The organism is Klebsiella sp. GFKo11, from assembly GCF_056490265.1.
In genome coordinates, this window is the sequence record NZ_CM151369.1 from 3,760,641 (window position 1) to 3,784,894 (window position 24,254).

Consider the following 24,254-nt stretch of genomic DNA (forward strand, 5'->3'; position numbering starts at 1 on the left):
CGCTCATTACGCTTCAGCGCCCGGCGTTCAACAGCCGGGCCAGGCTATCAGGATTTAAACGTCGCAATCGGTTCAGGCGTAATGCCAAACTCAACTTTTAGCTGCTGCTTGCTCTTCATCACCATTTGTCCGTTGGTGTCGATAGTCATATGCTGCGCTTCAACGTTGTGTCGGGCCTGCCAGAGCATAACCAGTTGCAGACTGTTCTCCTTCTGCTCCGCCGTTAACGCCACGCCATCCGGCCATTTCCCCAACTCCACCGCCGTCGCCAGACGCTGATAAACTTCCGGCGTCATGCTATCGATAATTTGTTCAATTTCCATCTTCCGCCAGCCCCGCTTTGGAATAATTTGCTGAATCGGTTTTTCAACCTTTAATTTGCTCACCATTTTCATCATTGGTGAAGCTTAAAGACGCCGAATTAACACAAAAACGCTCGCCGGTGGGTTGCGGACCGTCCGGGAACACATGTCCAAGATGAGCATCGCATTTTCCGCAGCGAATTTCAGTGCGCTGCATACCGTGGGAGTAGTCCGTTAGATAACGGATCGCTTCCTCGCTGACTGGCTCATAAAAACTCGGCCAACCACAGCCCGAATCATACTTGGTTTGCGAGTGAAACAGCGCTGCATCGCACACCAGGCAGTGATAGACACCATCGCGTTTGTTGTGGAGTAGCCGCCCGGTGAACGGCGGTTCAGTACCGTGATTCTGCGTCACGTAAAACTGCATCTCGCTCAAATCTTTTTTGAGCTCGTCCGAGGAGGGTTTATTCGACATTGGCTTGCTTCTCGCTGTGTAAAGGACAACTTTTCGCGTCAATTCTAACAAAATATTAACAATGAAGCGTGAACTTTTGTTCTAAACTTAGGCGATGCCAAAAGGCAGCTACGCAATTGTGATTAAGATCACGTTTTTATCTTTAATGCCCTTTAAAATTCCGGGCGCAGCCCCCATATGGAATTGGGCTCAAAGGGAAAGTGGGGTAAATCAATCGCGCAAAGGTATGCTGAGGATTGATTTGTCGCAATGATTGACACGATTCCGCTTGACGCTGCGTAAGGTTTTTGTAATTTTACAGGCAACCTTTTATTCACTAACAAATAGCTGGTGGAATATATGACTATCAAAGTAGGTATCAACGGTTTTGGCCGTATCGGTCGCATTGTTTTCCGTGCTGCTCAGGAACGTTCTGACATCGAGATCGTTGCAATCAACGACCTGTTAGACGCTGACTACATGGCATACATGCTGAAGTATGACTCCACTCACGGCCGTTTCAACGGTACCGTTGAAGTGAAAGACGGTCATCTGATCGTTAACGGTAAAAAAATCCGTGTTACCGCTGAGCGTGATCCGGCTAACCTGAAGTGGAACGAAGTAGGCGTTGACGTAGTTGCTGAAGCAACTGGTCTGTTCCTGACTGACGAGACTGCTCGTAAACACATCACTGCTGGCGCGAAAAAAGTCGTTCTGACTGGCCCGTCCAAAGACAACACTCCGATGTTTGTTAAAGGCGCTAACTTTGACAAATACGAAGGCCAGGACATCGTTTCTAACGCATCCTGCACCACCAACTGCCTGGCTCCGCTGGCTAAAGTTATCAACGACAACTTCGGTATCATCGAAGGTCTGATGACTACCGTTCACGCGACCACCGCAACTCAGAAAACCGTTGATGGCCCGTCTCACAAAGACTGGCGCGGCGGTCGTGGCGCAGCTCAGAACATCATCCCGTCCTCTACCGGTGCTGCTAAAGCTGTAGGTAAAGTACTGCCAGAACTGAATGGCAAACTGACCGGTATGGCGTTCCGCGTTCCGACTCCTAACGTATCTGTTGTTGACCTGACCGTTCGTCTGGAAAAAGCTGCTTCTTACGAAGAAATTAAGAAAGCAATCAAAGCTGCTTCCGAAGGCGCAATGAAAGGCGTTCTGGGTTACACCGAAGACGACGTTGTATCTACCGATTTCAACGGCGAAGTTTGCACTTCAGTATTCGATGCTAAAGCAGGTATCGCTCTGAACGACAACTTTGTGAAACTGGTTTCCTGGTACGACAACGAAACGGGTTACTCCAACAAGGTTCTGGACCTGATTGCTCACATCTCCAAATAAGTTGAGATGAGAAAGTAATCTGTAAGAGCGACTTCGGTCGCTCTTTTTTTTGTCTGAAGATAAAGGATTGCGTAATGATTAATAAAATTTTTGCCCTCCCGGTTATCGAACAGCTTACCCCTGTCCTCTCCCGCCGTCAGCTTGATGACCTTGAGCTAATCGTCGTTGACCATCCGCAGGTTAAAGCCTCCTTTGCCCTCCAGGGCGCTCATCTGCTCTCCTGGAAACCTGCCGGAGAAGAAGAAGTTCTGTGGCTCAGCGGTAACACACCGTTCAAAAATGGCGTTGCCCTGCGCGGCGGCGTACCGATTTGCTGGCCGTGGTTTGGCCCAGCGGCACAGCAAGGCCTGCCTTCACACGGCTTCGCGCGCAATCTGCCGTGGACGCTGAAAGCGCATAAAGAAGACGACAACGGCGCGGTGCTGACCTTTGAACTGCAAAGCAGCGATGCGACTCGCCAGTACTGGCCGCACGAGTTCACGCTATTAGCCCGTTTCAAACTGGGTAAAACCTGTGAGATTGAGCTGGAAGCACACGGCGAATTTGAAACCACTTCCGCCCTGCACACCTACTTCAATGTTGGTGATATCGCCGCGGTGAAAGTGAGCGGCCTTGGCGATCGTTACGTTGATAAAGTCAATAATGCCGAAGAGGGTGTATTAAGCGACGGCGTACAGACGTTCCCTGACCGTACCGACCGCGTTTATCTGAATGCGGATGCCTGCAGCGTAATTCATGACGACGCGTTGAACCGCAACATCGACGTTATCCATCACCATAACAGCAACGTGGTAGGCTGGAACCCAGGACCAGCGCTTTCTGTCAGCATGGGCGATATGCCTGACGATGGTTATAAAACCTTCGTTTGTGTAGAAAGCTGCTGCGCGATCGAGCCACAGAAGGCCAGCGAAGAGAAACCTTCGCGCCTGGCGCAAACCATTCGCGTGGTGAAACGCTAGGATCCAGATTGGATAGTCTTGTATTTGTGCCGGGCGGCGGCCAACGCCTTGCCCGGCCTACTGTACTTAAGCCCCGCTAAGTCGGGGTTTTTCTTTAAACCATATCCAGCGGCGTTTTTCTTCCCGGTGCCGGATAGGCTTTATCCAAAAGCGCCAGCTCCTCGGCACTGAGCACAATTTCCAGCGCCGCAGCGTTTTGCTCTACGTGCTCGATGCTTGCCGCTTTTGGGATAGCCAGCACACCCTGATGGCTAATCACCCACGCCAGCAGCACTTGTGCGGCGGTGACGCCTCGGGCTTCAGCGATATTTTTCACAACGGTATGATTTAAAAGTCCATTACGCAGGCGTCCAGCCTGAGCAAGCGGGCAGTAGGCCATCACCGGCAGCCGCTGCTGCTGGCACCACGGCAGCAGGTCATGCTCGATACCGCGGGAAGCCAGGTGGTAGAGCACCTGATTGGTCGCGCACTGATCGCCACCGTCCGCCTGCCAGAGCTGCTGCATATCATCGTAATCGAGATTCGACACACCCCAACGGCGAATTTTCCCCTGCGCCACCAGCGCTTCCATGCCTTCAACCGTTTCCTGCAATGAATAATCACCGCGCCAGTGCAGCAAATAAAGATCAAGATAGTCGGTATTCAGGCGGCGCAGGCTGGCTTCACAGGCGCTGGCTATTTTGCGCCCTCCAGCATTCCAGGGATAGACTTTGGAAACCAGCACTACACGCTCACGCTGCCCGCGAATCGCTTCGCTCACCACCTCTTCCGCACCGCCATCAGCGTACATTTCCGCCGTGTCGATAACCGTCAGCCCCAGTTCGATGCCCGCACGTAGTGCAGCGACCTCCTGAGCATGCAGCGCCTGATTTTCGCCCATATACCAGGTACCCTGACCAATGACCGGGACTGCATCATGCTCACCAAAACGTATTGTCCTTTCTGCCATAAATTCCTCCTGTCGTTTGATTGCACCACCGTAATGCAAAACAGGGCTTTACGCCCTGTTTTGATGCACGAATTGCTTTGTAAAGAAGCACAATCAGAAGGAGTAAGTGATCCCGGTAGAAATCACACCGCTCCAGGATTTGTCCACCATCGGGCTATCGGTGATTTCGTCAGACAGGCGGGTATAGCGTGCAACGCCGTATACGCTCCAGTCGCCGAGGAAACGATAGTTTGCCGACAGCTCCAGGTACGGGTTCCAGCTGCTATCCGGATCGTAGCTACGCATACCGCTGCGATCTGATTCATGCTTCGAAACGCCATAGTAGTACTCGTTCTGATTGTCGCTATTCCACTCCACACCAATACCCGGCGTAAGCGTCAGGTTACCGTTGGTATAGCGATACAGCCAGGCCAGATCCCACACAATGCCGTTACTGTTATCCAACGTATCGCCTGCCAGGGCGGTACGCAGGAAACCGTACTGTGTATGGTGTTCGTAAGAAAGCCCGGCCATCACTGTGGATTTACGTTTATCCAGGCGACGCATTTGCTGGCTGTCGCTATCACCCGGCTTAAAGTACATCGGCGACCAGTAGGCGGTAATCGAGAGCTTATCGTTGGTATCATTCCACAGGTAGTAACCACCACCTAAACCACGAAACCAGAAGTTATCGCTCTCATAATTAATAACGGGCACCGGGTAAACATCAGCATCGTACTGCTTGTAAGGATGTTCGACGACACCCACACCCGCACCCAAAGTGAACTTCCCTTCAGCGTGTACGACGGATGCTGAAGTCACAATCAACACACCAAGTGCCAGAAGTTTGATTTTAGTCACGATCCTTATTCCTGTTGTCAAATAATCAGCGCAGGCAGTTTAACGTTGTAAACGTCATGCCTCAAATTCTTTACCTGTCATTACACTAAACTAACTAATTTCTCATCCTCAGATGACTGCAGGCTGACAACAAAATGACAGCGTGATGACGCCCGTTGACAAGACGTGAGTAAAGCCGTCGCTTTTCTTGATGAGTTATTGATATGTCATTGAAATTGATTTTCTGTGCCATGCAAGTTTTCCAAATGCATCTACGCTTTAATTTAGAAGAAGTAATTGCGGGGCACGTTATCCAGAGACTTCGCCAACCTGGCATAAGGGTTGCTGGAGAATCAGTGAACGTTGTGCGGCTTACCTCTTCCGGGAGCTCCCACTATTCATATGAACGGCTCTCAACCTGTGCTAAATACGAAAGGACGGCATGCCATGAATATATTCGATCACTATCGCCAGCGTTATGAAGCTGCCAAGGACGAAGAGTTCACACTGCAGGAGTTTCTTACCATCTGTCGGCAAGATCGCAGTGCTTATGCTAACGCAGCAGAAAGATTGCTGATGGCCATCGGTGAGCCGGTCATGGTCGATACGGCCCTGGAACCCAGGCTATCCCGTCTCTTTTCAAACCGGGTTGTCGCACGCTATCCGGCGTTTGAAGAGTTTTACGGTATGGAAGATGCCATCGAGCAGATTGTTTCTTACTTAAAACACGCCGCTCAGGGGCTGGAAGAGAAGAAACAAATTCTGTATCTGCTGGGACCCGTGGGCGGCGGTAAATCATCGCTTGCCGAACGCCTGAAGTCCTTAATGCAGCGCGTCCCGATTTACGTTCTGAGCGCCAACGGGGAGCGCAGCCCGGTTAACGATCACCCGCTGTGCCTTTTTAATCCGCAGGAAGATGCGCAGATTCTTGAGAAAGAGTACGGCGTGCCTACCCGCTATCTGGGGACTATCATGTCGCCATGGGCGGCCAAACGTCTGCATGATTTCGGCGGCGATATCACTAAATTCCGCGTGGTCAAAGTCTGGCCATCCATACTGGAACAGGTTGCCATCGCCAAAACCGAGCCGGGTGACGAGAACAACCAGGATATCTCCGCGCTGGTGGGGAAAGTGGATATCCGTAAGCTGGAACACTACGCGCAGAATGACCCGGATGCCTACGGCTATTCCGGCGCCCTGTGCCGTGCCAACCAGGGGTTGATGGAGTTTGTGGAGATGTTCAAAGCGCCAATTAAGGTGCTGCATCCGCTGCTGACCGCCACTCAGGAAGGGAACTATAACGGGACCGAAGGGATCTCAGCCCTGCCGTTCAACGGGATTATCCTTGCCCACTCCAACGAATCGGAATGGGTTACCTTCCGTAATAACAAAAACAATGAGGCCTTCCTCGACCGTGTGTATATCGTCAAGGTACCTTATTGCTTGCGCATCTCGGAAGAGATCCGTATCTACGAAAAACTGCTTAACAACAGTGAACTGACCCATGCGCCTTGCGCCCCAGGCACTCTGGAAACGCTATCGCGCTTCTCAATTCTGTCGCGCCTGAAAGAGCCGGAAAACTCGAGCATTTACTCAAAAATGCGCGTTTATGATGGCGAGAGCCTGAAAGATACCGATCCGAAAGCGAAATCCTACCAGGAGTATCGCGATTATGCCGGTGTCGACGAAGGGATGAACGGCCTGTCCACCCGCTTCGCCTTTAAGATCCTTTCGCGGGTATTCAACTTCGACCACGCGGAGGTCGCTGCTAACCCGGTACATCTGTTCTACGTCCTGGAACAGCAAATCGAGCGCGAACAGTTCCCGCAGGAGCAATCCGAGCGTTACCTGGAGTTCCTCAAAGGCTATCTGATCCCGAAATACGCTGAGTTTATCGGTAAAGAGATCCAGACTGCCTACCTTGAATCCTATTCTGAGTATGGGCAGAACATTTTTGACCGTTATGTCACCTACGCCGACTTCTGGATTCAGGATCAGGAGTATCGCGACCCGGATACCGGTCAGTTGTTTGACCGCGAGTCGCTGAATGCGGAACTGGAAAAAATCGAGAAGCCGGCCGGGATCAGTAATCCGAAAGACTTCCGTAACGAGATCGTCAATTTTGTGCTGCGCGCCAGAGCACATAACAGCGGGCGTAATCCAAACTGGACCAGCTACGAAAAACTGCGCACGGTTATTGAGAAGAAAATGTTCTCCAATACCGAAGAGCTGTTGCCGGTTATTTCCTTCAACGCGAAAACGTCAACCGATGAGCAGAAGAAACACGATGATTTTGTCGACCGCATGATGGAGAAAGGTTATACCCGCAAGCAGGTTCGTCTGCTGTGCGAATGGTATCTGCGGGTCCGTAAATCATCCTGATAGACCAGCCCGGCAGGCGATAACTGCCGGGCTAATAAAACTGCGTATACCCAGTGACATTCTGCTGCGGGGCACTCGCTCCGCCGGAATGACCAAGGGCATCAGTTGGCAAATGCAGTACAGGAGGGCATATGACCTGGTTCATAGACCGACGCCTGAACGGGAAAAACAAAAGCGCAGTCAACAGGCAGCGCTTTCTGCGCCGTTATAAAGCGCAGATAAAACAGTCGATCTCCGAGGCCATCAATAAGCGCTCGGTGACTGATATTCAGAGCGGAGAGTCCGTCTCCATCCCAACGGACGATATTAACGAGCCGATGTTTCATCAGGGTCGCGGCGGGCTGCGCAATCGCGTGCACCCGGGTAACGATCACTTTGTACAAAACGACCGCATCGAACGTCCACAGGGCGGCGGTGGCGGAGGTGGCAGCGGCCAGGGACAAGCCAGCGCCGACGGCGAAGGACAAGATGAATTCGTCTTTCAGATTTCGAAAGATGAATATCTGGATCTGTTATTTGAAGATCTGGCCCTGCCAAACCTGAAAAAAAATCAGCAACGGCAGCTGACGGAGTTTAAGAGCCACCGTGCAGGTTATACCGCCAACGGGGTACCGGCTAATATCAGCGTCGTTCGCTCGCTGCAAAACTCGCTGGCGCGGCGTACTGCAATGACAGCGGGTAAGCGTCGGCAACTGCACGCGCTGGAAGAAGATCTGGATATCATCAGCAAAAGCGAACCGGCACAGCTGCTGGAAGAGGAACGCCTGCGTAAAGAGATTGCCGAACTGCGGGCGAAAATCGACCGCGTACCGTTTATCGACACTTTTGACCTACGCTACAAGAACTATGAAAAGCGACCAGAGCCTTCAAGCCAGGCGGTGATGTTCTGCCTGATGGACGTCTCCGGATCGATGGATCAGGCAACCAAGGATATGGCCAAGCGTTTTTACATCCTGCTGTATCTGTTTCTCAGCCGGACCTATAAAAACGTGGATGTCGTTTATATACGCCACCATACGCAAGCTAAAGAGGTCGATGAACACGAATTCTTTTATTCGCAGGAAACCGGCGGCACGATCGTCTCCAGTGCCCTGAAATTGATGGATGAAGTGGTCAAGGAGCGTTACGACCCGGGGCAGTGGAATATCTACGCTGCACAAGCATCGGATGGTGATAACTGGGCTGATGACTCGCCGTTATGTCACGAATTGCTGGCGAAGAAAATTCTACCGGTAGTGCGTTACTACAGCTATATCGAGATAACCCGACGCGCGCATCAGACGCTGTGGCGCGAATATGAGCACCTGCAGTCAACGTTCGAGAACTTTGCCATGCAACATATCCGCGACCCGGAGGATATCTATCCGGTGTTCCGCGAACTGTTCCACAAGCAGACTTCTAAAAGTGACACTTAGTTAAATAAAATCAGCCAGTTAGATAAACTTTCTGGCTGATTTTTCCATCTTTTGAGTATATTTTATTTTCTTAGTTAATCAATGATATGCATTTCATTTTGGGGAAGCATTCTTCCTTTTAAAGCATAAAATTTGCTCATATCAAATAGGACTTTCATCCTGCCTCATATCGTTGATCGCATGCGTCGCTACGCCGAGCACCTCAACGTCATCAAGCGCTTCCCCTTCTATACTGTCCCCTTCAACCGTGATAAATGAACGTCCCATCAATTTTGCAAACTGCAAATCGCCAGCGACACGTATCAGAACAACACTGCCCTGAACCACTTTGAGAGACAAATCAAGAACAACATACCCACGGTCAGTTGCAATAACTCGTGAGTTTGCTGTGATGTTGCACAGAGAATTCACTGTCAAAGCAGTTTCAATGTAGTCCGTAGCCGGTGACGGGAACCCCATTATCTGCCCTCCACTAAACACTGTTTATATATACAGTAATTTCATCTGATGAATTGATCAATGCAGGTTTCATCTATCGATCTTTAGCACAGAGGTAAGGTGTTGCTTTTTGTACGGATGCCGACTGGAAGACATGTAAATACTGTTCAGGACTCCTCTCCTACCACATCATCCATCTGTTGAGGGGTGAAGCTGTTCTCCAGCTTTTGGGGAAACGTTAGACAACTTATGGCAATAATCCGGCATAGGCTATCATTGAATGTTTTCCTATCTTCCCTTTTAACGAGAACCCCTTGACTTATTTATTGCATTTAGTATAACTGGATAAATTAACAAGCTTTTGGGTAAGGTAACTCATGGCGGAAATAAAAGAAGTACTATCTTCTATAAAGGAAATCCTAATCACCCCAGTTCAAGACTCAATCGAGTTCAGGGCCAAGAATGCTTTTTTTGGTAGTTTTGTAATTTCATGGATTGTTTGGAATTGGAAGGATATATTCTATTTCATCTTGTCTAAGGATGATGTTCTTTACAAAATATCATTAATTAAATCATCTCTACCTGTAAAGTTTGAGAGTTGCACCTTATTTCCTTACTCTTATATTGTCATCCCGATCATCTTTGCTACAATACTTACTTTGTCATATCCTTTGTTTATGTACGGTATGTTAAAAGCACATAGATGGATATTCGATAAAATTGATTTATTTAACAATCAAAGTAACACAAGTAAAGTCATAAGAAGAAAAAACTTAACAGAAGCAGAGGAGGAAAATGAAGGCATTAAAGCTGTTATGCAAGCAAGAACAGCTTTACGAATTGCATTAATGCGTCAAAAAGAGGCAGAGAAGAACTCTAATGTTGATTCTTTATGGCAGAAAGAGTCTGAATTGAGAGCATCAATACATACATTTGAATCTCAAAAAAAAGAGATTGAATTAATTATTGACAGCCTAACTGCTGAGTCGGTAAAAATGGAAAATAAAATAACAAAATTAAGCCAAGAAAATATGGATATTTTAAAATTAAATGAGAAATACGAAACGGCATCAAGAGAACTAGTTGAAATAAGTATCGAACATGACAGAATTAAGCAGGAAAAAATGTACCTCGAAGAGACTGTTCGTGACTTAAAATCAGATGTATCCTCAATGACACATGGTGTACAAAAACTAAGCAGAGTGCGAGAGCAACTTAATAAAATAGAAGAATTAATTAATGGAGGAAATGGTAGTCTTGGTGAAGAGGATTTGCAGTTTTTATTGAGATATTGTCGCGCTGCGATTTTATCATCCAGGTCAGAGTAGCTTACCAATTTACTATTATATAGCCTTTCATTATATGGCTTAATATGAAGTAGCCTGAAATGATGTTTTTCATTGATTGCGCTATGGCGCTGATATGGATTCATGCAGAATGGGACTGGAAAAAGAAAAAAGACGATTAGTGGTGATTGTTTGAATAACCACCACTTTTAGGTTACGCCGTGAGGTCGCTCTTAATGCCAGACAGGTACTGATACACGGTATTTTTCTGGTCGACAGTGATTGCTCCAGGTATCAGAATTAACGTCGACAAGTCTCCCCGAAACTGCAGCGCAAACGGGCTGTCAGCTCCGCCAACCGTCATTCTTCGTGACTCATCTGTACTGAACGGTTTTGCACCGTATGCCGTTGTCTGCAATACAACACCGTCATACTCCCACGAATGTGAATCAGACAGTGCAGTGACAACTGAGATATGCCACGCGTAATCCCTGACGTCTGCTACAGATGTGTTTATCGGAAAGTTCTCAGGAGAGGAAGAGATACTTTTACTGCCGTGGTTGTAGAAAATATTATTACCGGTGTAGCTATCCCCCCCGAAACGGAATCTTGCAACGTTAGGTTCTGCAGCGTTGTTTCCGCAGATATTACCACCGGTTGCCGTGAACCCCTCCGTGTTCGCAGCAGGAATGCGGTGAACCATAAACAGCGTAAAAATACCATCTGCAGGAAATGTCAGCTCGTTACCGGTTTTCTTCATGATCCCTGGGTTAGATGCCGCCACATCAAAACGCAGTGTTTTGCGCGTACCGGAGGTGATAACTCTTGGCGGATGCGTCGTAGTGGGGGTAACCAGCCCCCACTCATACAAACCTGTTTTATCGCGCACAAGAGACACCGCCTCCCCGGAAGCCGTAACGCCGGAATCAGCACTTATCCAGGCCGTGGGATTCATTGCCAGTATCGCGACTTCTTCTGGATTGATATCAATTACGGGCAGGTTAGGGTTTGTTGACGCTATTGTTGTTTTTAATACGAGCATTAGTTTATCTCCATTAGAAAAGCAGGAAGCCATTGATATTCAGTTTCGCCAGTGTAGAGATTCGTTATCCCTGCACTTGTTCTGAATATTCCGCGCGCGCCCTCAATAGGACCAGACTGAGTTGTTGTTCCGGTTCGCGCCAGGGCGTATCCGATTTGAACGTCCCTGACAGCGTCAGGATTGGTAACAGTAATTCTGATAATCGCGGGGTTAACTGCGCTGTTTATCGACACATCCGTAATTGTCAACTCGTCCCTGTTACCCGCTAGCTTACGAACTCGGAAACCGCCTCCAGCTCCCAGACCCGCCTGGTTGACAACGGCATCTGACGTGTCCTTGGTAATTTCAACTGACGTTAAAAAACGAACGTCTATCGTGTTACTGCCAGACCAATAGGCAAGGTAAGGTTTGATCGGGATAAATCCGGTCCCAAAACATTCAAAAACAACCGCCCGAGCCAGTTGTACGCCACGGCTATTCTGGCCTTTCGAGTTAATATGAATCACATCCCCTATGTGCGGGTACTGATAGCTTCCGCCTGTAAAACGAATGTTCCCAACAGCATCAGCGTTAAGTTGTCCCTGACGAACGCGACTATCCCATGACCCGTGAGGTTGCCAACTGCATTGCTCTACAAAAATATTGACGTCGGGGTGGTCACCACCAAAAATCCTTTTCACCTCGGCATTGTAGTTACGGTCCAGATTCATCAAGAACCGGGTGTATTGTTCAGGATACATTCGCGGCGTTCCGTCCGTGTCTGTCTCACCCAGCTTTGCGTCCAGTCCCAGCACCTGGACGCGGTATCCCAGCGACTCACAGACTCGTTTTGCGTCAATAAGTCCCTGAATCAGCCCGCTCCACGCTGTAGAGCCTTTCGTCAGGTCCCGGTACGCCTTACCGCCATCGGCTGAAACATAGCGCAGTATGTTGATTCGTTTACCCGTCATGCTCTCTACGGCATTAATAATGTGCGCTGCCGACGAGGAGCAAGCGGTCTCTTTCCAGCCACCGTTAATCGTTTCTTTAAGAGGCGATATTGAATTAATTTGCTCCGCTCCACGGTTTGGATTTTCCTTTCCTGCACCACGATCAGACGTGAACATAAACATATTTTCTGGGTACAGATTAGTTGTCGCGATTAATGTGTCGTCTGTTACGGTGCTCCAGCCCTGGGCAAGCGACTGTCCCCACGTCGGTAGAACATACATCACCGGGCGGGCATCGTTATCTACAGACAGGCGAGTGGTTCCATAATTCAAAAACATGGTGTTAACTGATGCTGACGCATAATTAATTTGCTCAGCAGCAGTGGATATTTCTCCAACTCGGGTTAACCCCTGAGGGGTCGCAAAATAATACCCCCCGTCTTCGGTCCACGCCTCAACAATCTGGTTTTCAGGATCGACGACTATGCGCTGACAAACAGATCCATCTGGCAAAACATAATCAGGTATTTCCGCATAGGGGCTTAAATATATATCTGATGCTGGCGCAACCAATTTCTCTTCACCATTTTCATCAAGATATAAAAGTCGGCCATCGCTATTCATGAATGGTGCCACGCTTCCATTATTAAACTGCACCCCGGCAGCGTATTCCAAAGTGGATTCTGGCATATCAAATAGTTGGGATCTGATGATTTTGTACTGCTCATCAACGTAATCCTTAGATATCATAATTCTGCCGGTTGGCTCTAACACTCCAGAATTATTGCCAATTTCAATAGCAAGGGCTTTATTATCCGGGCTGCGATAATATGTGGTAGAGCCATCCGGGATATTAGCGATATCCGCCTGAGCCGCTTCAAGCGTCATGTACTGCTTATTCAGCGGAATGATGTTTTGCCGTACTTCATCGTTCTTCGCCATCATCTGACGCCATGTATCCAGCGGTTTCCCGCCGCGGTCATCGACCGTTTCCTCTGGTCCGTTCACTAACCGATCGGCCCGCTTAACGTTGTCTAAAAAGATTTCAGGCGTCGTCGCGCCCAGCGGCGGATTCAGTTCATCTGCTGCCATGTTTTTGCTCCAAAAAATAACCCTCGCGGAAACGAGGGCTTGTGCGAAGGAAATTTGAAAGGGGTACTTGTGGTTTTAAGCGACGTTGCCGGGATATGTAGCGTCATCGTAAGCGTAGAAATCATCACGGTACTGACGGGCAGTCACCTGGCATGTACCATCAGATAGAGGTGCTATCTCTTCTATAATCGCGTCGTATGTCCTGCGTGAGGATGTGCAGAAAATCAGACGCGGCGGTTCGATATACGGATCATTTAATATGATCCCGTCAAACTCTGATTCATATGGAACAGACAGCTGATAGTCTCCAACAGCTGAGGCCACCAGCAACCCAGAGGCCGAGCCATCCTGATAACGCAAAATCGCCCGCGGGCTTTCAAATGACCAGTCGAGCGGCTCCGTAACCGTGAACGTTGTGGCCCCGTCTGCTGTGTTCATTGCTTCAACAAGACAACTAATCGTTTTATTTCCAGGGATATCATCCGTCAGCAAAATACGATCCCCGTAGTTATAACAAAGCGCGTCAAGCTCGGTCGTCGTTGAATAGTTACGCCGCTGCTTTTGATATTTCATCAGCCTGCGCATGCCTATCTGATAGGCGTGATCTCTGTTAAGAACGCCGTCAAGTTCGTAGTTTTCAACTTTAAAAGGTGTAGGGTTGCCAGGCATACGGCATTGCACCGTCTCTTCTGCCCAGGTCGTCCCGTTGATATACGTCACATCAACACCGTCGTAATCGTCATCTGAAGGCGGGGTGAAGGCTGTTTGCAGCTCTTCGGTCATTTCATGCGGGCTGATAACCCCGGTCCACGGCTTAACCCCTTCCCGCCCTACAGATGCCAGTCCATCACTCAGCAGGAAATAGGACCTCCCGGCATTAGCAATCTTCTGAAGCATTTCGAGGGCAGAGATACTGTCACCAGCAGCGAAATCGAAATACTCACCATTGGGTGTCCATACCGTGGTTTCCAGAAGATCAATGGCCTCAGTATCCATATCAAGCCCAAGCGAACCACCAACATGATACAACGCACCAGAAATACTTCTTGCCGCACCTTTGTCATAAATTCGCGTTGCGACAACGTTCACTCGCCGATCAGACTGAGCGGCCAGCTTCCCGCCTGTTTCCACCGTCACCGCCAGAAGCGTAACGCCAGGATAAGATGAAGGCCGTGAAAGTAACCGCCCCCTCAATGCCTGCCAGTACATAGAATCACGAGCGTTGTTGCTACCCTGCTCGTTCCGGCGGCGACAACGAACTTCGACAAGGCCGGGAGTGCTGAGATCAAACCGTTCAGTAAATCCCAGGCCATTGACGTTTTGCAGAGCATAAACGCCTTCGCGGCTGGTCCATCCAGCACCAGAACCATAAACGCGGTACTGAATTTCCCATTCGCAATGGCGGATACGCTTTTTACCTTTGTTGTCAAAACCACAAATCCCGGAAGGAAACGAGAAGTTCACCTCAAAGGCGTCCACAACTTCATTTTCAGGACAAACAAGAAACGGCCCCATCCAGGTATTATTGTCGTTAATACCCGTAGCCTGATAATCAATCATCGTGCGCGGGGCAAACCCCAACCAGGAAGGATCAACAACACCTTCGACCACACGCTGAACCGTTGCTGTAGTACCGTCAGCATCAGCAATCCGATATTCGTTACCACGATGAGCCAGAGAAAGCCGCTGTGTCCCCTCCGGAATTCCCGAGAATGCCGCACCAGTTGCGCGACCATAAGCGAGCGTAACATTAGCCGTGATCGCAGGACTTCCACCACTTGAGGCCGTACCAGCAGTAAATTCCGGTGTGTCACCAAAAACAGAAACGGGGAGTGCTGATGATGTGATATTTCCGCCCCTCCACGGGCTGGATATTTCAACTATCCGCACAACACCGCCATCATCCTGAGCAACCAGCCCCGACCCCGTCAGCCCTTCATTAATTGCCGCCAGAAGTCCTGACATATTCAGATAATCAGCTACAAGGGAGACGGTGAAGGAAGTTGCATTCCAGGTTAAATCAAATGTCTGTCCCGATGTGGAAAAATCATAGGTTGTCGGTGCAGCATTTCCACGTACAGCAGCAGCACCTCCCCCGACACCAGGAGCCGCATCCTGTTTTGGGGTATACGTTGCGATCACCAGGTCATATTCTGCACCGTTAATCTCCAGCGTGACTGGCATTCCGGCGGCTGGATTAATTTCCGCCAGCGTATCGCTGGTAAGAACGCTATAACCCGATGAGGTTGAAACCAGATAATTGGTTGGCGCAACGATAGTTACAATAGTTCCCGTCACCCACGATTCTGGCAACGCATTCCCTTCATCGTCATCATCGTTATCGTCGTCTAATCCGTTAAATGTCACCGATGCACCGGAAACAGTCATACTGTCAGCGGTGATGTCCGTTGAGTCAGGAGAGGTTTGAGCCATATCAAGGCCCGTCCCGCTTGACGTACCGCCCACTTCAGTCGAGTTGTACCAGTTTTCACTACGACGATCCGCCGACACATCAGCGCCTGGCGGGTAAACATCATGGGAGAACGACTCCCCAAGCGCTGTGGCTGGAGTCTCGCCGACACGAATATCACCATTAGTGAACGCGACATTGCCAACACTCACGCAAAGGAGCATTTCAACACGCATGATCGTTGGGTCATTCGGGTCAAAACGGGTGACCGGTTGCACGACATAATCAGGGTATACCCGATAGCGCCCGAATAATTCCCGGATGGGGTCGCCCAATTTTGCGGTATTGGCTTTTGCCGGATTTAAATCAAGACCTGTTCCACTCGATGAAGAGTATCCGCCTTTGTCCATATTGGACATTGTGATCAAAACATAAACAGCGGAGGCAGCAGCAATCGCCAGCGCCGCCCATGCTGCAACGGCAGCAGCAGTTGCGAAGGGGACAGGATAAATTCGAACATCACTTTCAGGTTTGATAAAGCAAAGTGGCCACTCGTGCGGAGGAACGTTAATGCCCCCTACCTCAACCGCAATCGGGTGTTTTTCCAGTTCCCGATACTCTTTTACATTCGTTACCATCCATTCATGAAAGGACATCGCGCCATGTTCGTGGATTTCCAGAGGCTCACCGGGCAGGCGTGACGGGTAAAATCTGATGGTCATTGCCAGAACTCCACTTTAACGAACCGCCGTTTGAAACGAGACAGAGGAAGAAATGTCACGTTTGTTTGCGGGTTGCACTCTGCAACAAGCAACTGATCGCCAATCCGCACGACGACAGCAACATGTGTGACGGTGGACCCGGAATAGCAAACAGCCCCAGCCCCTTCGCTGGGCTCACAACGGGTCAGCGATATCATCAATTTTTTGGCCTCACGGTTGAGACCACCATCATCTTTCGTCACTCCGGCAAAATCCGGCCAGGCGGGTAGACCGAGGTCCCGACGAACTTCATTGATAAGGCCGAAGCAGTCGAGATTTGGATAATCACGACCACCTTTCAGCCAGACAACGGATTCATATTTTTCCTGTTTGAACATCACGCCTCCGCAAATCACAGGCATAAAAAAACCTCGTCAATGCGAGGTAGATTTGTTGGTTCGCTTACCTATTAGTTCGTGTAGCGAAGTCCAGGGAAGAATGGCAACGTGTAACGATTACGGGGCCAGGCCGTATCAAGTACATTCATATACCCTGCCGTAAGCTGTGCCTGAAGAGCCGTCCAGTACCCGGGTTTCAGCTTCAGCGTATAGGGAGGGGAAGCGGGTGCAGACAGATCATCAGAAGTGTAATTCCGATAGGTCAATGACGATTCACTCAGGTCGTCCAACGCATCCGTAATGATTGTTGAGACCTCACCATCAATGTTACCGACAACAAATTTTAAATCTTGTGTCCCATCACTGCTCCTGGTTGGTAGAGCGATTTCAATTCCTCCCGCTATAAACGTTACTGTTTGCCCTCCTTCTGTGGTGGCGGTGATATCTTCATATCCATTGCAAATATAATGAATCGTATCTCCGACAGTTATTTGTAGTGTTTCAATAATGGCTTCAGAACCGCTGCTGGCATAAAGTTGGTTAATCACCGTCATGTTTTGGCCACTCCTTGTTCAGCGCAATATCAAGCAGCGAGCTACCCGTAATCCATTCTGGATAATACCCCCACCCAGCAGGAGGCATAGGACGCTCCCATAATTCAATGGGCGCAACATAGCGCCAGAACAAACCACCTTCTGGCGTCGGCCCCCTATAGATATCTGTAAACCTGCAGACGTAGTTCTTATGTCCGACAGGCGTCAACAAAGGCATATTAAACCAGGCGCTACCATCAGAAAGAACATCCCGGTACCACGCCTCAAAAGCTTGCGCCTGGGCATCATTAAAGAGCCATGCAATATCTGTTTCTGTAGGTACGGATGTATAAGCACGCCTTTGACGTCGCCTGCCAGTAATAATTGGCGTGCTTTTTAGTGGCGAAACTGGCTTAAGACCAAAACTATCTTTAAGAGGTCCTGGCAAATAGTCCGAGGGGTAATTAATCGGTGTTGTAATAGCCATCAGCCAATTTTCCTCCCCGAGTTTGTTTTCCCCATTAATACCCTGTGCAAATCACCCTGCCCGCTGGCTATGGAGTTAACAGCTTTACGATATCCACGTTCAGCCCCCTCATCAGCTGCCTTACGTACCAGCGACAATGTGGCATCTGAAGGATTGCCATTGATAGGAATGGTGATATTTGGGGCATAGACAGCACCGCCACCAGTTGACTGCGTGGCTACTCTGTCGAGAGTGGCATCCAGCTTTGCGCTGGTTTTAGCGGTGGTGACACGCTCACCCTTCTGAAGGAGCCAAGTACCTGTTTCAGGTACGGAATCGATGCCGTCATGGGCTTGACCCTGAAGGGCAGAACCTATAGCCGTCATGAATACACCAGCAGCAGCTGCTGCTGCAATAGCTTGAGCAGGGGCGACCGCAGGACCTACATAGGGAACGCCAATCCAGGCAGTGAAGGCACTTAAAGCTGCCATTGCAACCTGAGCTGCTGCATATTGCAAAAGTGCGGTACCTATCGACTGTATAAAGGTCCCGGCAAAATCCTTTACATTTAGCTTACCTGTTTCTGCCCAATCGATGATCATATCAGTTAAACTGCTGAATGCCTGCGCACCAACCTGCTGCATGTTGGTGTATAAATCCATAGACGCTTCTATTTGCGTTGCCAGCCCAGATACAAAACCAGCAGTACCATCATTCTGTAATTCATCCTGTTGCTTATAATATTCAGTCTGAAGTTCAAGCCTTTTATTCAGGGCATCCTGTAATGCTTCTGTTTCCGCATCATAAAGGCTTTTGGTGATATCACCTGACTGATACTGACTTAACAGGTCTTCCTGTTTAGACTGGAAATCTTGCTGAATGCCGTTACGCTCCTGCATTCGGTTACGCTCACGGTCTCCAGAGTAACGACCTATAAACTCATTATCATGACCTTGCTTAACTAAATTATTTTGTCTCTCTAAACTTGACACATACTCTGCCACCTTTGCATTTTCCTGATTAAGGCGCAGTTCTTCTTTTTTAGAGTCAAGAGATTTTGCGGCAGTACGAAGTTGTTCTTTTTGGTCATCTGATAATTTTTTCAGATTCCCGCTGGTAATATCAAAGTTTAATTTTTCAAGCTCGGTAACTTCGGCTGTTTTCTTTCCAGTAGTTTCAATAAGTGCAGATTGTTTCTGTAGGTCTAACAATCTGCTTTTAAAAGCATTATCTGCTTTATTTGTTGGCGTTTTAACCGGTTTTCCGTTTGTACCGCCGGGGGGCAGTGCAAAAGGATTATCCGCCCCAACAGTAGCAGACTGAAGAGGTAGCACCGCCTTACTCGCTTTGGAGAGTTTATCTCTTGTTTCTATAAGAGATAGCAACTCATCATTAAGGGCTTTTGCACTGTCATCTACGCCAGTAATCCAGCCGAACATCGACTCACTTTTGGAATAAAAACCACCTTTTCCTTCAAGACTTTTTTGCAGATAAGTAATTCGCTCATTAACCTGGTCTATATTCGAGAGGTCAATATTTCCGCCTAGCGCTGCAAAACGATTGCCTGTACTGGAAGCCAGTTGCCCAGCTCCCGCTGCTGCTTTTACAAGCCATCCAGCAAGTTGAGCAACTTCTGATACAAGATCAGAAATACCTTGAAGAACTAAAGGATCAGTCAATACATCATGAAGCTTATCGAGTGAACTCTGTAAGGGAGTTAGATCAACTTTAGCCAACCCTGCTGCAATCTCAATTTTTAGGCCAGCGACCTGAGCTTCCATATCCTCAAAAAGCTGATTAACCTTCACTAAATCCTCAATAGAGGAAGGATCAGGAGCTACACCATAATCTTTAGCAAGGTCAATAAACTGTTTAAGTTTTTGGTTATTGTTATCAAACAAAGGAAGCAATTTTGAAAGGTCGTTACCCAAACTTTCAAGAATCGTTGTTTTCTCAGCGTTAGTGCTAATTTTCCCTAGAGATTCACCTATAGCGAGCAATTGTTTATCTGGGCTAACTTTTGATAGTTTCTCTGCGGATAATCCAAGAGCATTGAGAGCATCGACGGCCTCACCAGATTTATTGAGCACCGCATCGCCGATCTTATCACCAATATCCTTGAAGATATCAGCAATTTGATCACCGGATACACCGGCTTTTTCAGCGGCAAATTGCCAAGCAAGAAGCTCTTGGGTGGATAATTGTAATGATTTAGCCCAGCGGTCAGTTTCTGATATTTGCTTTGAAGTGGATTTCAGTAATTGAAATCCGGATGCACCTACAGCCAAACCAGCGGCAATGGCGGCAGCACCTATTCCAGTTAATGCCGCACTAGACTTCGCCACATCATCTTGTACTTGCTTACTCCACTTGGCTGATGCACGTTCCGCCTTATCCATCCCTGAAACAAATCCACCAACTTTTGCAATCAGGTCGATAGTAAGAGTTCCTAGTGACTTGCCAGCCATAAATACTCCAATAGAGAAAAGCCCACTTTAAGCGGGCTTTGTTTTAAGAATTATCCTTTAACCTCCTTTTAAGGGAGGAAACAAAATCTTTCCTTAATGACTCAGGGAGATCTCGTTCCAATCTATCGATTAAAGGCATGTTCATCAAAAGGATATCATTAATGCTACTTGAACCATGTTTTCTCAACAACATCAGCGCGAGATTGTCAACAGCCAATATATTTAGGCATGGCTCACCATCCTTTAAAGAAATAAAATCACCCGCTGAACATAATTCTATTTTAGTGAAATCCACCTCTGGCAAAGACTTCTTTCTTCCTGAAAAGGAAATAAAAACACCAGCAAGAAAAAGAACAATAGCAATTAGTAAATAGTTTTGCTGTTGTGCCATGAGTCCAATGTTATTAACTCTCGTACCATCGCCAACATCAACACTCACATCCATAAAGAACAATGCATATACTGCGAGAACTACACCAACCAGCGATAACAACTGCCCCGAACTCTTCATATCATTCCCTCGTGATAATAGTTATCAAAAGGGTATCAGCATTTCTAAAATCCAAAAACCACTATCATTCCCAGGTTTTCATGGCTTCTTCAAGCGATACAGAAGCTTCATTGATATGCGGAGCGAAGTCGCTCACCTTGTACGGCGGAGTATTCTTAGCCTTATTGATGTTGGCGAGAACAGATGCAACCAACGCTGCCCCCCACTCTGTGCGCATCATAATGTTAAGCGGACCATACTTATTGCGGTACTTTACCCACACCTGAAACTCACGAAGGCTCATTCGCTCCTGAGCCTCCGCAATAGTCCGTCCGCCGATGCCGTTCATGACTAACTCACACCAGAACTCGTCTTCTCCTGTGAGTTCGTAGTCTTTCCCAGCTCGTTGACTCCCTGAATTACGGCCAGCAAGGCAATAACAATCGGGCCATCAAGTGCACCACGGTCTTCAGATGCAGTTCCCAGAATGTCCGCCTCGGTAAAGATTTGCTTGCCTTCCTCATCACAGATATGGGCGGCAATACGCCCAGCCACCGGATCAGATTTGCCGTTATACGCCAGCAGTTCAGCTTTTGTGGTGTGGTAGCCCATAGGACGTACAAATACAGTTGCAGTATGTTCTTGCCCGTCACGACCTTTCCATTTGATTTCTTTCTCAACAGGGCGACCAGTGAATGCCCCGGTTTCTTTTAACGTATCGAGAGTAAGTTGCATTTCAACTCCTGAATAATGAAGCCCGGATTTCCGGGCATAATGGTTACGCGGCGGCTTTCGGAACCCATACTGAAGAGCCCGAGCGTTGAATGGTGGCAGAGGTCGTCACAACCGCATTGCCCTGAAAATCGAATGGAAAATCGGAAACATAGCCCTGGAAAATAAACCAGGTGCGACCTGATGGCAGAATCAGACCATCAACCGCATCTTCATCCCCTTCAGGTGCAACAGTAGGAACACTGGTACCATCAGACCAGCCAACGGCAAAAGTTAATGGCGTCTGGTCATTAGCTTCTGCAAGGCCATGTAGCATGATGTGGCTGGCGTTCGTCGGGTCAGCATTGAGCCCGACAGTTGCTGCCGCTGGCGTTTTCAGACCTTTTTTGTAGGTTCTGGAATCCCGCTCACTCAGGCAGGTATCTTCAATCTGATCGGCGGGGTTGCCGCCGGGGTTGAAGCTGGTGATACATTCAACCTCGCTGACCACGCCAGATTTCAGCACAAAGAACTGTGTGCCTTGCGTTAATACAGACATTTTTTAGTCTCCATAAATAGAAAAACCCGCTCGAAGCGGGTCAGTTTGGGGTTGTTGGCTATCTGGTCGTTATCCAGTCAACATCGAAGGAATAGCGGTATTTCATCGTGGAATCATTACGGCTTTGCTCTCCCCACCGGGTGATATAGGCTTTCCCTTCGATGGCATCACGCAATGCGCGAGCCACGGCAATTACATCTGCATCGGTATCGCCATAAATATCAACCTGAAGAGAATAACGGTCGGCGTCAGGCCGCTGGTTAAGGTAATTCTCCGGGGAGCCATCAATGTTTTGCCACACAGCATAGGGATAGACGATGATGTCGTCCTGCATACCGAATGGGTAGAACCTGACAGGTTTAGTCCCCAGCAAATCCTTTACAGCCTGACTTGCAGCGCATACAGAGAATATTGGAGCAATCATACGGACGTTCCTTTTTTGGCTGCGCTACTGACGGCCCGATCAATAGCCTTTTCCAGTTCCAAAGCGAAAATATTAATTACGTCAGTATCAACACCATTCATTGCCGGGCGTAGTATTGGTCTCGCGGCCATATGCTCGGTCCCGAACTCAAGAAATCGCCAGTACCAGGTATCACCGCCGGGATTACCTTTATCTCCGGCTGTATTATAACTTTTATCCGCCCTGCCTTTTCGGACGTTGGCCTTTGTATTGGCATATTGCCTCGCTCCACCCATGACCCCGACACGAAAAGTCGGATCGCCCGTTCTGCGAAAGGCTTTGCTGCTGAAGCTCACGACAATATTTTTATAGATGGCTTCTTTAGTAAGAAAGTCATCGACACGAGCGGCATTATTGCGCGCCCTGTCCCGGATGACGTTTGCTGCTTTACGCAGCGCTGCACGTCCGGTTTTATTGCGGGTCACCTGTGAGACGGCATCCATCTTGCCCAGCACCGACTCAAGCCCGGTAAGGTTAACCTCTACACCATCAGCCATCGTTCATCCCTTCTGAGCAGGGCAGCGTCAGATATTCCTTGCCGCTGCGCGGGTCTGGTAAAACACCTTCAATGTTGTAAATGCCATCGCGATACAGAATCCTGTGCTTTCTTGTGATGCCCGCCCGGTAACGAATCGTTATTCGTGTAGTGATTTCACCCTGTGATGCCTGGGCCGCGATAAACTCCCGCGCAGATAAGGGGGAGATTTCGGCCCAGATGGTTGCGACATCGCGCCAGGTATTGATTACGGCGCCCGTTGTCGGGCTCTGCTCTTTTACCGGCTCCTGCAGGGTAACCCTGTGACGCAATTTCCCGGCCTGCATATCACCCCCTGGGTTTCCCGCTGAGATAGGTTTGCGGCTCTGCCTGCACATCCTCTTCACCGGCCAGAGACTGAATGATCACATCACACAGAGCCATGTTTGATTCAGCCAGGCGGTTTATCGCTTCCGTCTGCTCTCTCTGTGCTGCTGTTTGTTCGCTCAGCGCTGCTATCAGCGCGTTTACCTGTTGCTCGTTCATAGGCTATTTTCGTCCACTTTTTTAACCATTCACGCCGACGGCGGCATCCTTCACAGGCCATTTGTCACCTCAAGTCCCAGGTATTTTGCGGTGCTGCTCCAAAATTGCTTTAACGCCGAACGGGATAGTATTAACGCTGTCGCTGCTCACAGGTTCCCTGTTTTCATACCAGTGCGAAACCAGCAGCATCAGGGCCAGTTTGATATCATCTTCTATCACCACGCCATCAGGATCGTCGTCTGGAACAGCGTTATCATAAAGACGGCAATTAGTGATTTTTTCCGCATGCTTCAGAGAGGCGTTGAGGTAGAGCGTTAACATCACATCTTCTGTGTCATCATCGCTGTCGATACGGCACTGGTAACGAAGCTCTTTTACAGAGGGCTTCATTTGCCCTCACCCCGCTTATTGCTGGTTTTAGGCTTAACTGGTGTTTCAATTTCAGGCTGTTCAGTGCCGTCGAGAATCCCCATCTGGGCAGCAACCTCAAGAGCACGTTCAGGAAGTGAGCCCGCCTCATATTTACCGGCTGGAATGTTTCTTACCTGAATGCCATCAGGTGACCATTTCAGGTCTTTTTTCAGCAGCATCATGACCTCCATAAGAAT

Annotated in this window: 27 protein-coding genes; 5 read left to right on the plus strand and 22 right to left on the minus strand. The window is 48.7% G+C overall.

Features of this window, described 5'->3' with window-relative positions:
* Positions 1 to 47: 47 nt before the first annotated feature.
* Positions 48 to 323, minus strand: coding sequence for a YeaC family protein (locus AC07P6_RS18270; protein ID WP_110273659.1), 276 nt, complete (start codon positions 321 to 323; stop codon positions 48 to 50).
* A gap of 43 nt (positions 324 to 366) precedes the next feature.
* The gene (gene msrB / locus AC07P6_RS18275; RefSeq protein WP_181482621.1) at positions 367 to 780 is read right to left on the minus strand and encodes a peptide-methionine (R)-S-oxide reductase MsrB; all 414 of its coding nucleotides are present in this window, start codon (positions 778 to 780) and stop codon (positions 367 to 369) included.
* A gap of 339 nt (positions 781 to 1,119) precedes the next feature.
* Between msrB and gapA the strand changes: the two genes are divergently transcribed.
* Both gapA and AC07P6_RS18285 read left to right on the plus strand, forming a co-directional pair.
* Entirely contained in the window at positions 1,120 to 2,115 is a 996-nt protein-coding gene (gene gapA / locus AC07P6_RS18280; RefSeq protein ID WP_110273585.1) for a glyceraldehyde-3-phosphate dehydrogenase, read from the plus strand.
* A 74-nt stretch (positions 2,116 to 2,189) separates the two neighbouring features.
* Positions 2,190 to 3,074, plus strand: a complete 885-nt coding sequence (locus AC07P6_RS18285) for a D-hexose-6-phosphate mutarotase (protein WP_182238026.1) — start codon at positions 2,190 to 2,192, stop codon at positions 3,072 to 3,074.
* A 94-nt stretch (positions 3,075 to 3,168) separates the two neighbouring features.
* On the opposite strand, the gene AC07P6_RS18290 is transcribed toward AC07P6_RS18285, so the two are convergent.
* Positions 3,169 to 4,023: an aldo/keto reductase gene (locus tag AC07P6_RS18290; protein WP_478314071.1), complete on the minus strand. Its 855-nt coding sequence runs from the start codon at positions 4,021 to 4,023 to the stop codon at positions 3,169 to 3,171.
* A 93-nt stretch (positions 4,024 to 4,116) separates the two neighbouring features.
* Positions 4,117 to 4,863 (minus strand): MipA/OmpV family protein, encoded by a 747-nt coding sequence (locus AC07P6_RS18295; protein ID WP_182238022.1) that lies wholly within the window; start codon positions 4,861 to 4,863, stop codon positions 4,117 to 4,119.
* A gap of 426 nt (positions 4,864 to 5,289) precedes the next feature.
* Here AC07P6_RS18295 and yeaG point away from each other — a divergent pair, with 426 nt between their 5' ends.
* Positions 5,290 to 7,224 (plus strand): protein kinase YeaG, encoded by a 1,935-nt coding sequence (gene yeaG, locus AC07P6_RS18300; RefSeq protein ID WP_181482625.1) that lies wholly within the window; start codon positions 5,290 to 5,292, stop codon positions 7,222 to 7,224.
* A gap of 131 nt (positions 7,225 to 7,355) precedes the next feature.
* Entirely contained in the window at positions 7,356 to 8,639 is a 1,284-nt protein-coding gene (locus AC07P6_RS18305; RefSeq protein WP_112217061.1) for a YeaH/YhbH family protein, read from the plus strand.
* Between the two features lie 141 nt (positions 8,640 to 8,780).
* Here the strand turns inward: AC07P6_RS18305 and AC07P6_RS18310 are convergent, their stop codons facing one another.
* Positions 8,781 to 9,098 (minus strand): S24/S26 family peptidase, encoded by a 318-nt coding sequence (locus tag AC07P6_RS18310; RefSeq protein WP_478314073.1) that lies wholly within the window; start codon positions 9,096 to 9,098, stop codon positions 8,781 to 8,783.
* A gap of 356 nt (positions 9,099 to 9,454) precedes the next feature.
* Between AC07P6_RS18310 and AC07P6_RS18315 the strand changes: the two genes are divergently transcribed.
* Positions 9,455 to 10,405 carry a hypothetical protein gene (locus AC07P6_RS18315; RefSeq protein ID WP_478314075.1) on the plus strand — a complete coding sequence of 317 codons (951 nt, stop codon included), beginning with the start codon at positions 9,455 to 9,457 and terminating at the stop codon, positions 10,403 to 10,405.
* Between the two features lie 172 nt (positions 10,406 to 10,577).
* On the opposite strand, the gene AC07P6_RS18320 is transcribed toward AC07P6_RS18315, so the two are convergent.
* The 17 genes from AC07P6_RS18320 to AC07P6_RS18400 form a co-directional block, all read right to left on the minus strand.
* On the minus strand, positions 10,578 to 11,405 hold the full coding sequence (locus AC07P6_RS18320) for a hypothetical protein (protein ID WP_478314077.1): 828 nt from the start codon (positions 11,403 to 11,405) through the stop codon (positions 10,578 to 10,580).
* Positions 11,405 to 13,426 carry a hypothetical protein gene (locus AC07P6_RS18325; protein ID WP_478314078.1) on the minus strand — a complete coding sequence of 674 codons (2,022 nt, stop codon included), beginning with the start codon at positions 13,424 to 13,426 and terminating at the stop codon, positions 11,405 to 11,407. The genes AC07P6_RS18320 and AC07P6_RS18325 overlap by 1 nt, the downstream gene beginning before the upstream one ends.
* A 75-nt stretch (positions 13,427 to 13,501) precedes the next feature.
* Positions 13,502 to 16,558: a host specificity factor TipJ family phage tail protein gene (locus tag AC07P6_RS18330; protein WP_478314080.1), complete on the minus strand. Its 3,057-nt coding sequence runs from the start codon at positions 16,556 to 16,558 to the stop codon at positions 13,502 to 13,504.
* A complete protein-coding gene (locus AC07P6_RS18335; protein WP_478314081.1) occupies positions 16,555 to 16,935 on the minus strand; it encodes a nitrite transporter in 381 nt (126 codons plus the stop codon). The genes AC07P6_RS18330 and AC07P6_RS18335 overlap by 4 nt, the downstream gene beginning before the upstream one ends.
* 71 nt (positions 16,936 to 17,006) lie before the next feature.
* On the minus strand, positions 17,007 to 17,489 hold the full coding sequence (locus tag AC07P6_RS18340) for a DUF1833 family protein (protein WP_478314083.1): 483 nt from the start codon (positions 17,487 to 17,489) through the stop codon (positions 17,007 to 17,009).
* On the minus strand, positions 17,476 to 17,955 hold the full coding sequence (locus tag AC07P6_RS18345; RefSeq protein WP_117125348.1) for a hypothetical protein: 480 nt from the start codon (positions 17,953 to 17,955) through the stop codon (positions 17,476 to 17,478). Before AC07P6_RS18345 ends, AC07P6_RS18340 begins: the two co-directional genes overlap by 14 nt.
* Entirely contained in the window at positions 17,955 to 20,402 is a 2,448-nt protein-coding gene (locus tag AC07P6_RS18350) for a phage tail tape measure protein (protein ID WP_478314084.1), read from the minus strand. Before AC07P6_RS18350 ends, AC07P6_RS18345 begins: the two co-directional genes overlap by 1 nt.
* A 43-nt stretch (positions 20,403 to 20,445) precedes the next feature.
* Positions 20,446 to 20,913 carry a hypothetical protein gene (locus AC07P6_RS18355; protein ID WP_478314086.1) on the minus strand — a complete coding sequence of 156 codons (468 nt, stop codon included), beginning with the start codon at positions 20,911 to 20,913 and terminating at the stop codon, positions 20,446 to 20,448.
* A gap of 64 nt (positions 20,914 to 20,977) precedes the next feature.
* Entirely contained in the window at positions 20,978 to 21,241 is a 264-nt protein-coding gene (locus tag AC07P6_RS18360; RefSeq protein ID WP_478314088.1) for a phage tail assembly protein T, read from the minus strand.
* A gap of 2 nt (positions 21,242 to 21,243) precedes the next feature.
* Positions 21,244 to 21,627 carry a phage tail assembly chaperone family protein, TAC gene (locus AC07P6_RS18365; protein WP_117125344.1) on the minus strand — a complete coding sequence of 128 codons (384 nt, stop codon included), beginning with the start codon at positions 21,625 to 21,627 and terminating at the stop codon, positions 21,244 to 21,246.
* A gap of 43 nt (positions 21,628 to 21,670) precedes the next feature.
* Positions 21,671 to 22,162, minus strand: coding sequence for a phage tail tube protein (locus tag AC07P6_RS18370; RefSeq protein WP_117125343.1), 492 nt, complete (start codon positions 22,160 to 22,162; stop codon positions 21,671 to 21,673).
* 58 nt (positions 22,163 to 22,220) lie between these two features.
* Positions 22,221 to 22,586, minus strand: a complete 366-nt coding sequence (gene gp17, locus AC07P6_RS18375) for a tail completion protein gp17 (RefSeq protein WP_478314090.1) — start codon at positions 22,584 to 22,586, stop codon at positions 22,221 to 22,223.
* Entirely contained in the window at positions 22,583 to 23,122 is a 540-nt protein-coding gene (locus AC07P6_RS18380; protein ID WP_478314092.1) for an HK97-gp10 family putative phage morphogenesis protein, read from the minus strand. Before AC07P6_RS18380 ends, gp17 begins: the two co-directional genes overlap by 4 nt.
* On the minus strand, positions 23,115 to 23,447 hold the full coding sequence (locus AC07P6_RS18385) for a phage head closure protein (protein ID WP_478314093.1): 333 nt from the start codon (positions 23,445 to 23,447) through the stop codon (positions 23,115 to 23,117). The genes AC07P6_RS18380 and AC07P6_RS18385 overlap by 8 nt, the downstream gene beginning before the upstream one ends.
* Before the next feature lies 1 nt (position 23,448).
* Positions 23,449 to 23,646 (minus strand): hypothetical protein, encoded by a 198-nt coding sequence (locus AC07P6_RS18390; RefSeq protein WP_060184375.1) that lies wholly within the window; start codon positions 23,644 to 23,646, stop codon positions 23,449 to 23,451.
* Between the two features lie 69 nt (positions 23,647 to 23,715).
* A complete protein-coding gene (locus AC07P6_RS18395) occupies positions 23,716 to 24,036 on the minus strand; it encodes a head-tail connector protein (protein WP_049088855.1) in 321 nt (106 codons plus the stop codon).
* Positions 24,033 to 24,239, minus strand: coding sequence for a hypothetical protein (locus tag AC07P6_RS18400; RefSeq protein ID WP_225658752.1), 207 nt, complete (start codon positions 24,237 to 24,239; stop codon positions 24,033 to 24,035). The genes AC07P6_RS18395 and AC07P6_RS18400 overlap by 4 nt, the downstream gene beginning before the upstream one ends.
* Positions 24,240 to 24,254: the final 15 nt, after the last annotated feature.

What these genes read in the sequence shown, in the direction of transcription:
- AC07P6_RS18345 (WP_117125348.1), bottom strand. Translation starts at nt 17,955, where the DNA reads ATGGCTATTACAACACCGATTAATTACCCCTCGGACTATTTGCCAGGA.
- AC07P6_RS18360 (WP_478314088.1), bottom strand. Translation starts at nt 21,241, where the DNA reads ATGAACGGCATCGGCGGACGGACTATTGCGGAGGCTCAGGAGCGAATG.
- AC07P6_RS18355 (WP_478314086.1), bottom strand. Translation starts at nt 20,913, where the DNA reads ATGAAGAGTTCGGGGCAGTTGTTATCGCTGGTTGGTGTAGTTCTCGCA.
- gp17 (WP_478314090.1), bottom strand. Translation starts at nt 22,586, where the DNA reads ATGATTGCTCCAATATTCTCTGTATGCGCTGCAAGTCAGGCTGTAAAG.
- yeaG (WP_181482625.1), top strand. Translation starts at nt 5,290, where the DNA reads ATGAATATATTCGATCACTATCGCCAGCGTTATGAAGCTGCCAAGGAC.
- AC07P6_RS18335 (WP_478314081.1), bottom strand. Translation starts at nt 16,935, where the DNA reads ATGTTCAAACAGGAAAAATATGAATCCGTTGTCTGGCTGAAAGGTGGT.
- AC07P6_RS18390 (WP_060184375.1), bottom strand. Translation starts at nt 23,646, where the DNA reads ATGAACGAGCAACAGGTAAACGCGCTGATAGCAGCGCTGAGCGAACAA.
- AC07P6_RS18270 (WP_110273659.1), bottom strand. Translation starts at nt 323, where the DNA reads ATGGAAATTGAACAAATTATCGATAGCATGACGCCGGAAGTTTATCAG.
- AC07P6_RS18310 (WP_478314073.1), bottom strand. Translation starts at nt 9,098, where the DNA reads ATGGGGTTCCCGTCACCGGCTACGGACTACATTGAAACTGCTTTGACA.
- AC07P6_RS18325 (WP_478314078.1), bottom strand. Translation starts at nt 13,426, where the DNA reads ATGGCAGCAGATGAACTGAATCCGCCGCTGGGCGCGACGACGCCTGAA.
- AC07P6_RS18395 (WP_049088855.1), bottom strand. Translation starts at nt 24,036, where the DNA reads ATGAAGCCCTCTGTAAAAGAGCTTCGTTACCAGTGCCGTATCGACAGC.
- AC07P6_RS18320 (WP_478314077.1), bottom strand. Translation starts at nt 11,405, where the DNA reads ATGCTCGTATTAAAAACAACAATAGCGTCAACAAACCCTAACCTGCCC.
- AC07P6_RS18370 (WP_117125343.1), bottom strand. Translation starts at nt 22,162, where the DNA reads ATGTCTGTATTAACGCAAGGCACACAGTTCTTTGTGCTGAAATCTGGC.
- AC07P6_RS18315 (WP_478314075.1), top strand. Translation starts at nt 9,455, where the DNA reads ATGGCGGAAATAAAAGAAGTACTATCTTCTATAAAGGAAATCCTAATC.
- AC07P6_RS18400 (WP_225658752.1), bottom strand. Translation starts at nt 24,239, where the DNA reads ATGATGCTGCTGAAAAAAGACCTGAAATGGTCACCTGATGGCATTCAG.
- AC07P6_RS18305 (WP_112217061.1), top strand. Translation starts at nt 7,356, where the DNA reads ATGACCTGGTTCATAGACCGACGCCTGAACGGGAAAAACAAAAGCGCA.
- AC07P6_RS18350 (WP_478314084.1), bottom strand. Translation starts at nt 20,402, where the DNA reads ATGGCTGGCAAGTCACTAGGAACTCTTACTATCGACCTGATTGCAAAA.
- AC07P6_RS18380 (WP_478314092.1), bottom strand. Translation starts at nt 23,122, where the DNA reads ATGGCTGATGGTGTAGAGGTTAACCTTACCGGGCTTGAGTCGGTGCTG.
- AC07P6_RS18365 (WP_117125344.1), bottom strand. Translation starts at nt 21,627, where the DNA reads ATGCAACTTACTCTCGATACGTTAAAAGAAACCGGGGCATTCACTGGT.
- gapA (WP_110273585.1), top strand. Translation starts at nt 1,120, where the DNA reads ATGACTATCAAAGTAGGTATCAACGGTTTTGGCCGTATCGGTCGCATT.
- AC07P6_RS18385 (WP_478314093.1), bottom strand. Translation starts at nt 23,447, where the DNA reads ATGCAGGCCGGGAAATTGCGTCACAGGGTTACCCTGCAGGAGCCGGTA.
- AC07P6_RS18285 (WP_182238026.1), top strand. Translation starts at nt 2,190, where the DNA reads ATGATTAATAAAATTTTTGCCCTCCCGGTTATCGAACAGCTTACCCCT.
- AC07P6_RS18340 (WP_478314083.1), bottom strand. Translation starts at nt 17,489, where the DNA reads ATGACGGTGATTAACCAACTTTATGCCAGCAGCGGTTCTGAAGCCATT.
- msrB (WP_181482621.1), bottom strand. Translation starts at nt 780, where the DNA reads ATGTCGAATAAACCCTCCTCGGACGAGCTCAAAAAAGATTTGAGCGAG.
- AC07P6_RS18330 (WP_478314080.1), bottom strand. Translation starts at nt 16,558, where the DNA reads ATGACCATCAGATTTTACCCGTCACGCCTGCCCGGTGAGCCTCTGGAA.
- AC07P6_RS18290 (WP_478314071.1), bottom strand. Translation starts at nt 4,023, where the DNA reads ATGGCAGAAAGGACAATACGTTTTGGTGAGCATGATGCAGTCCCGGTC.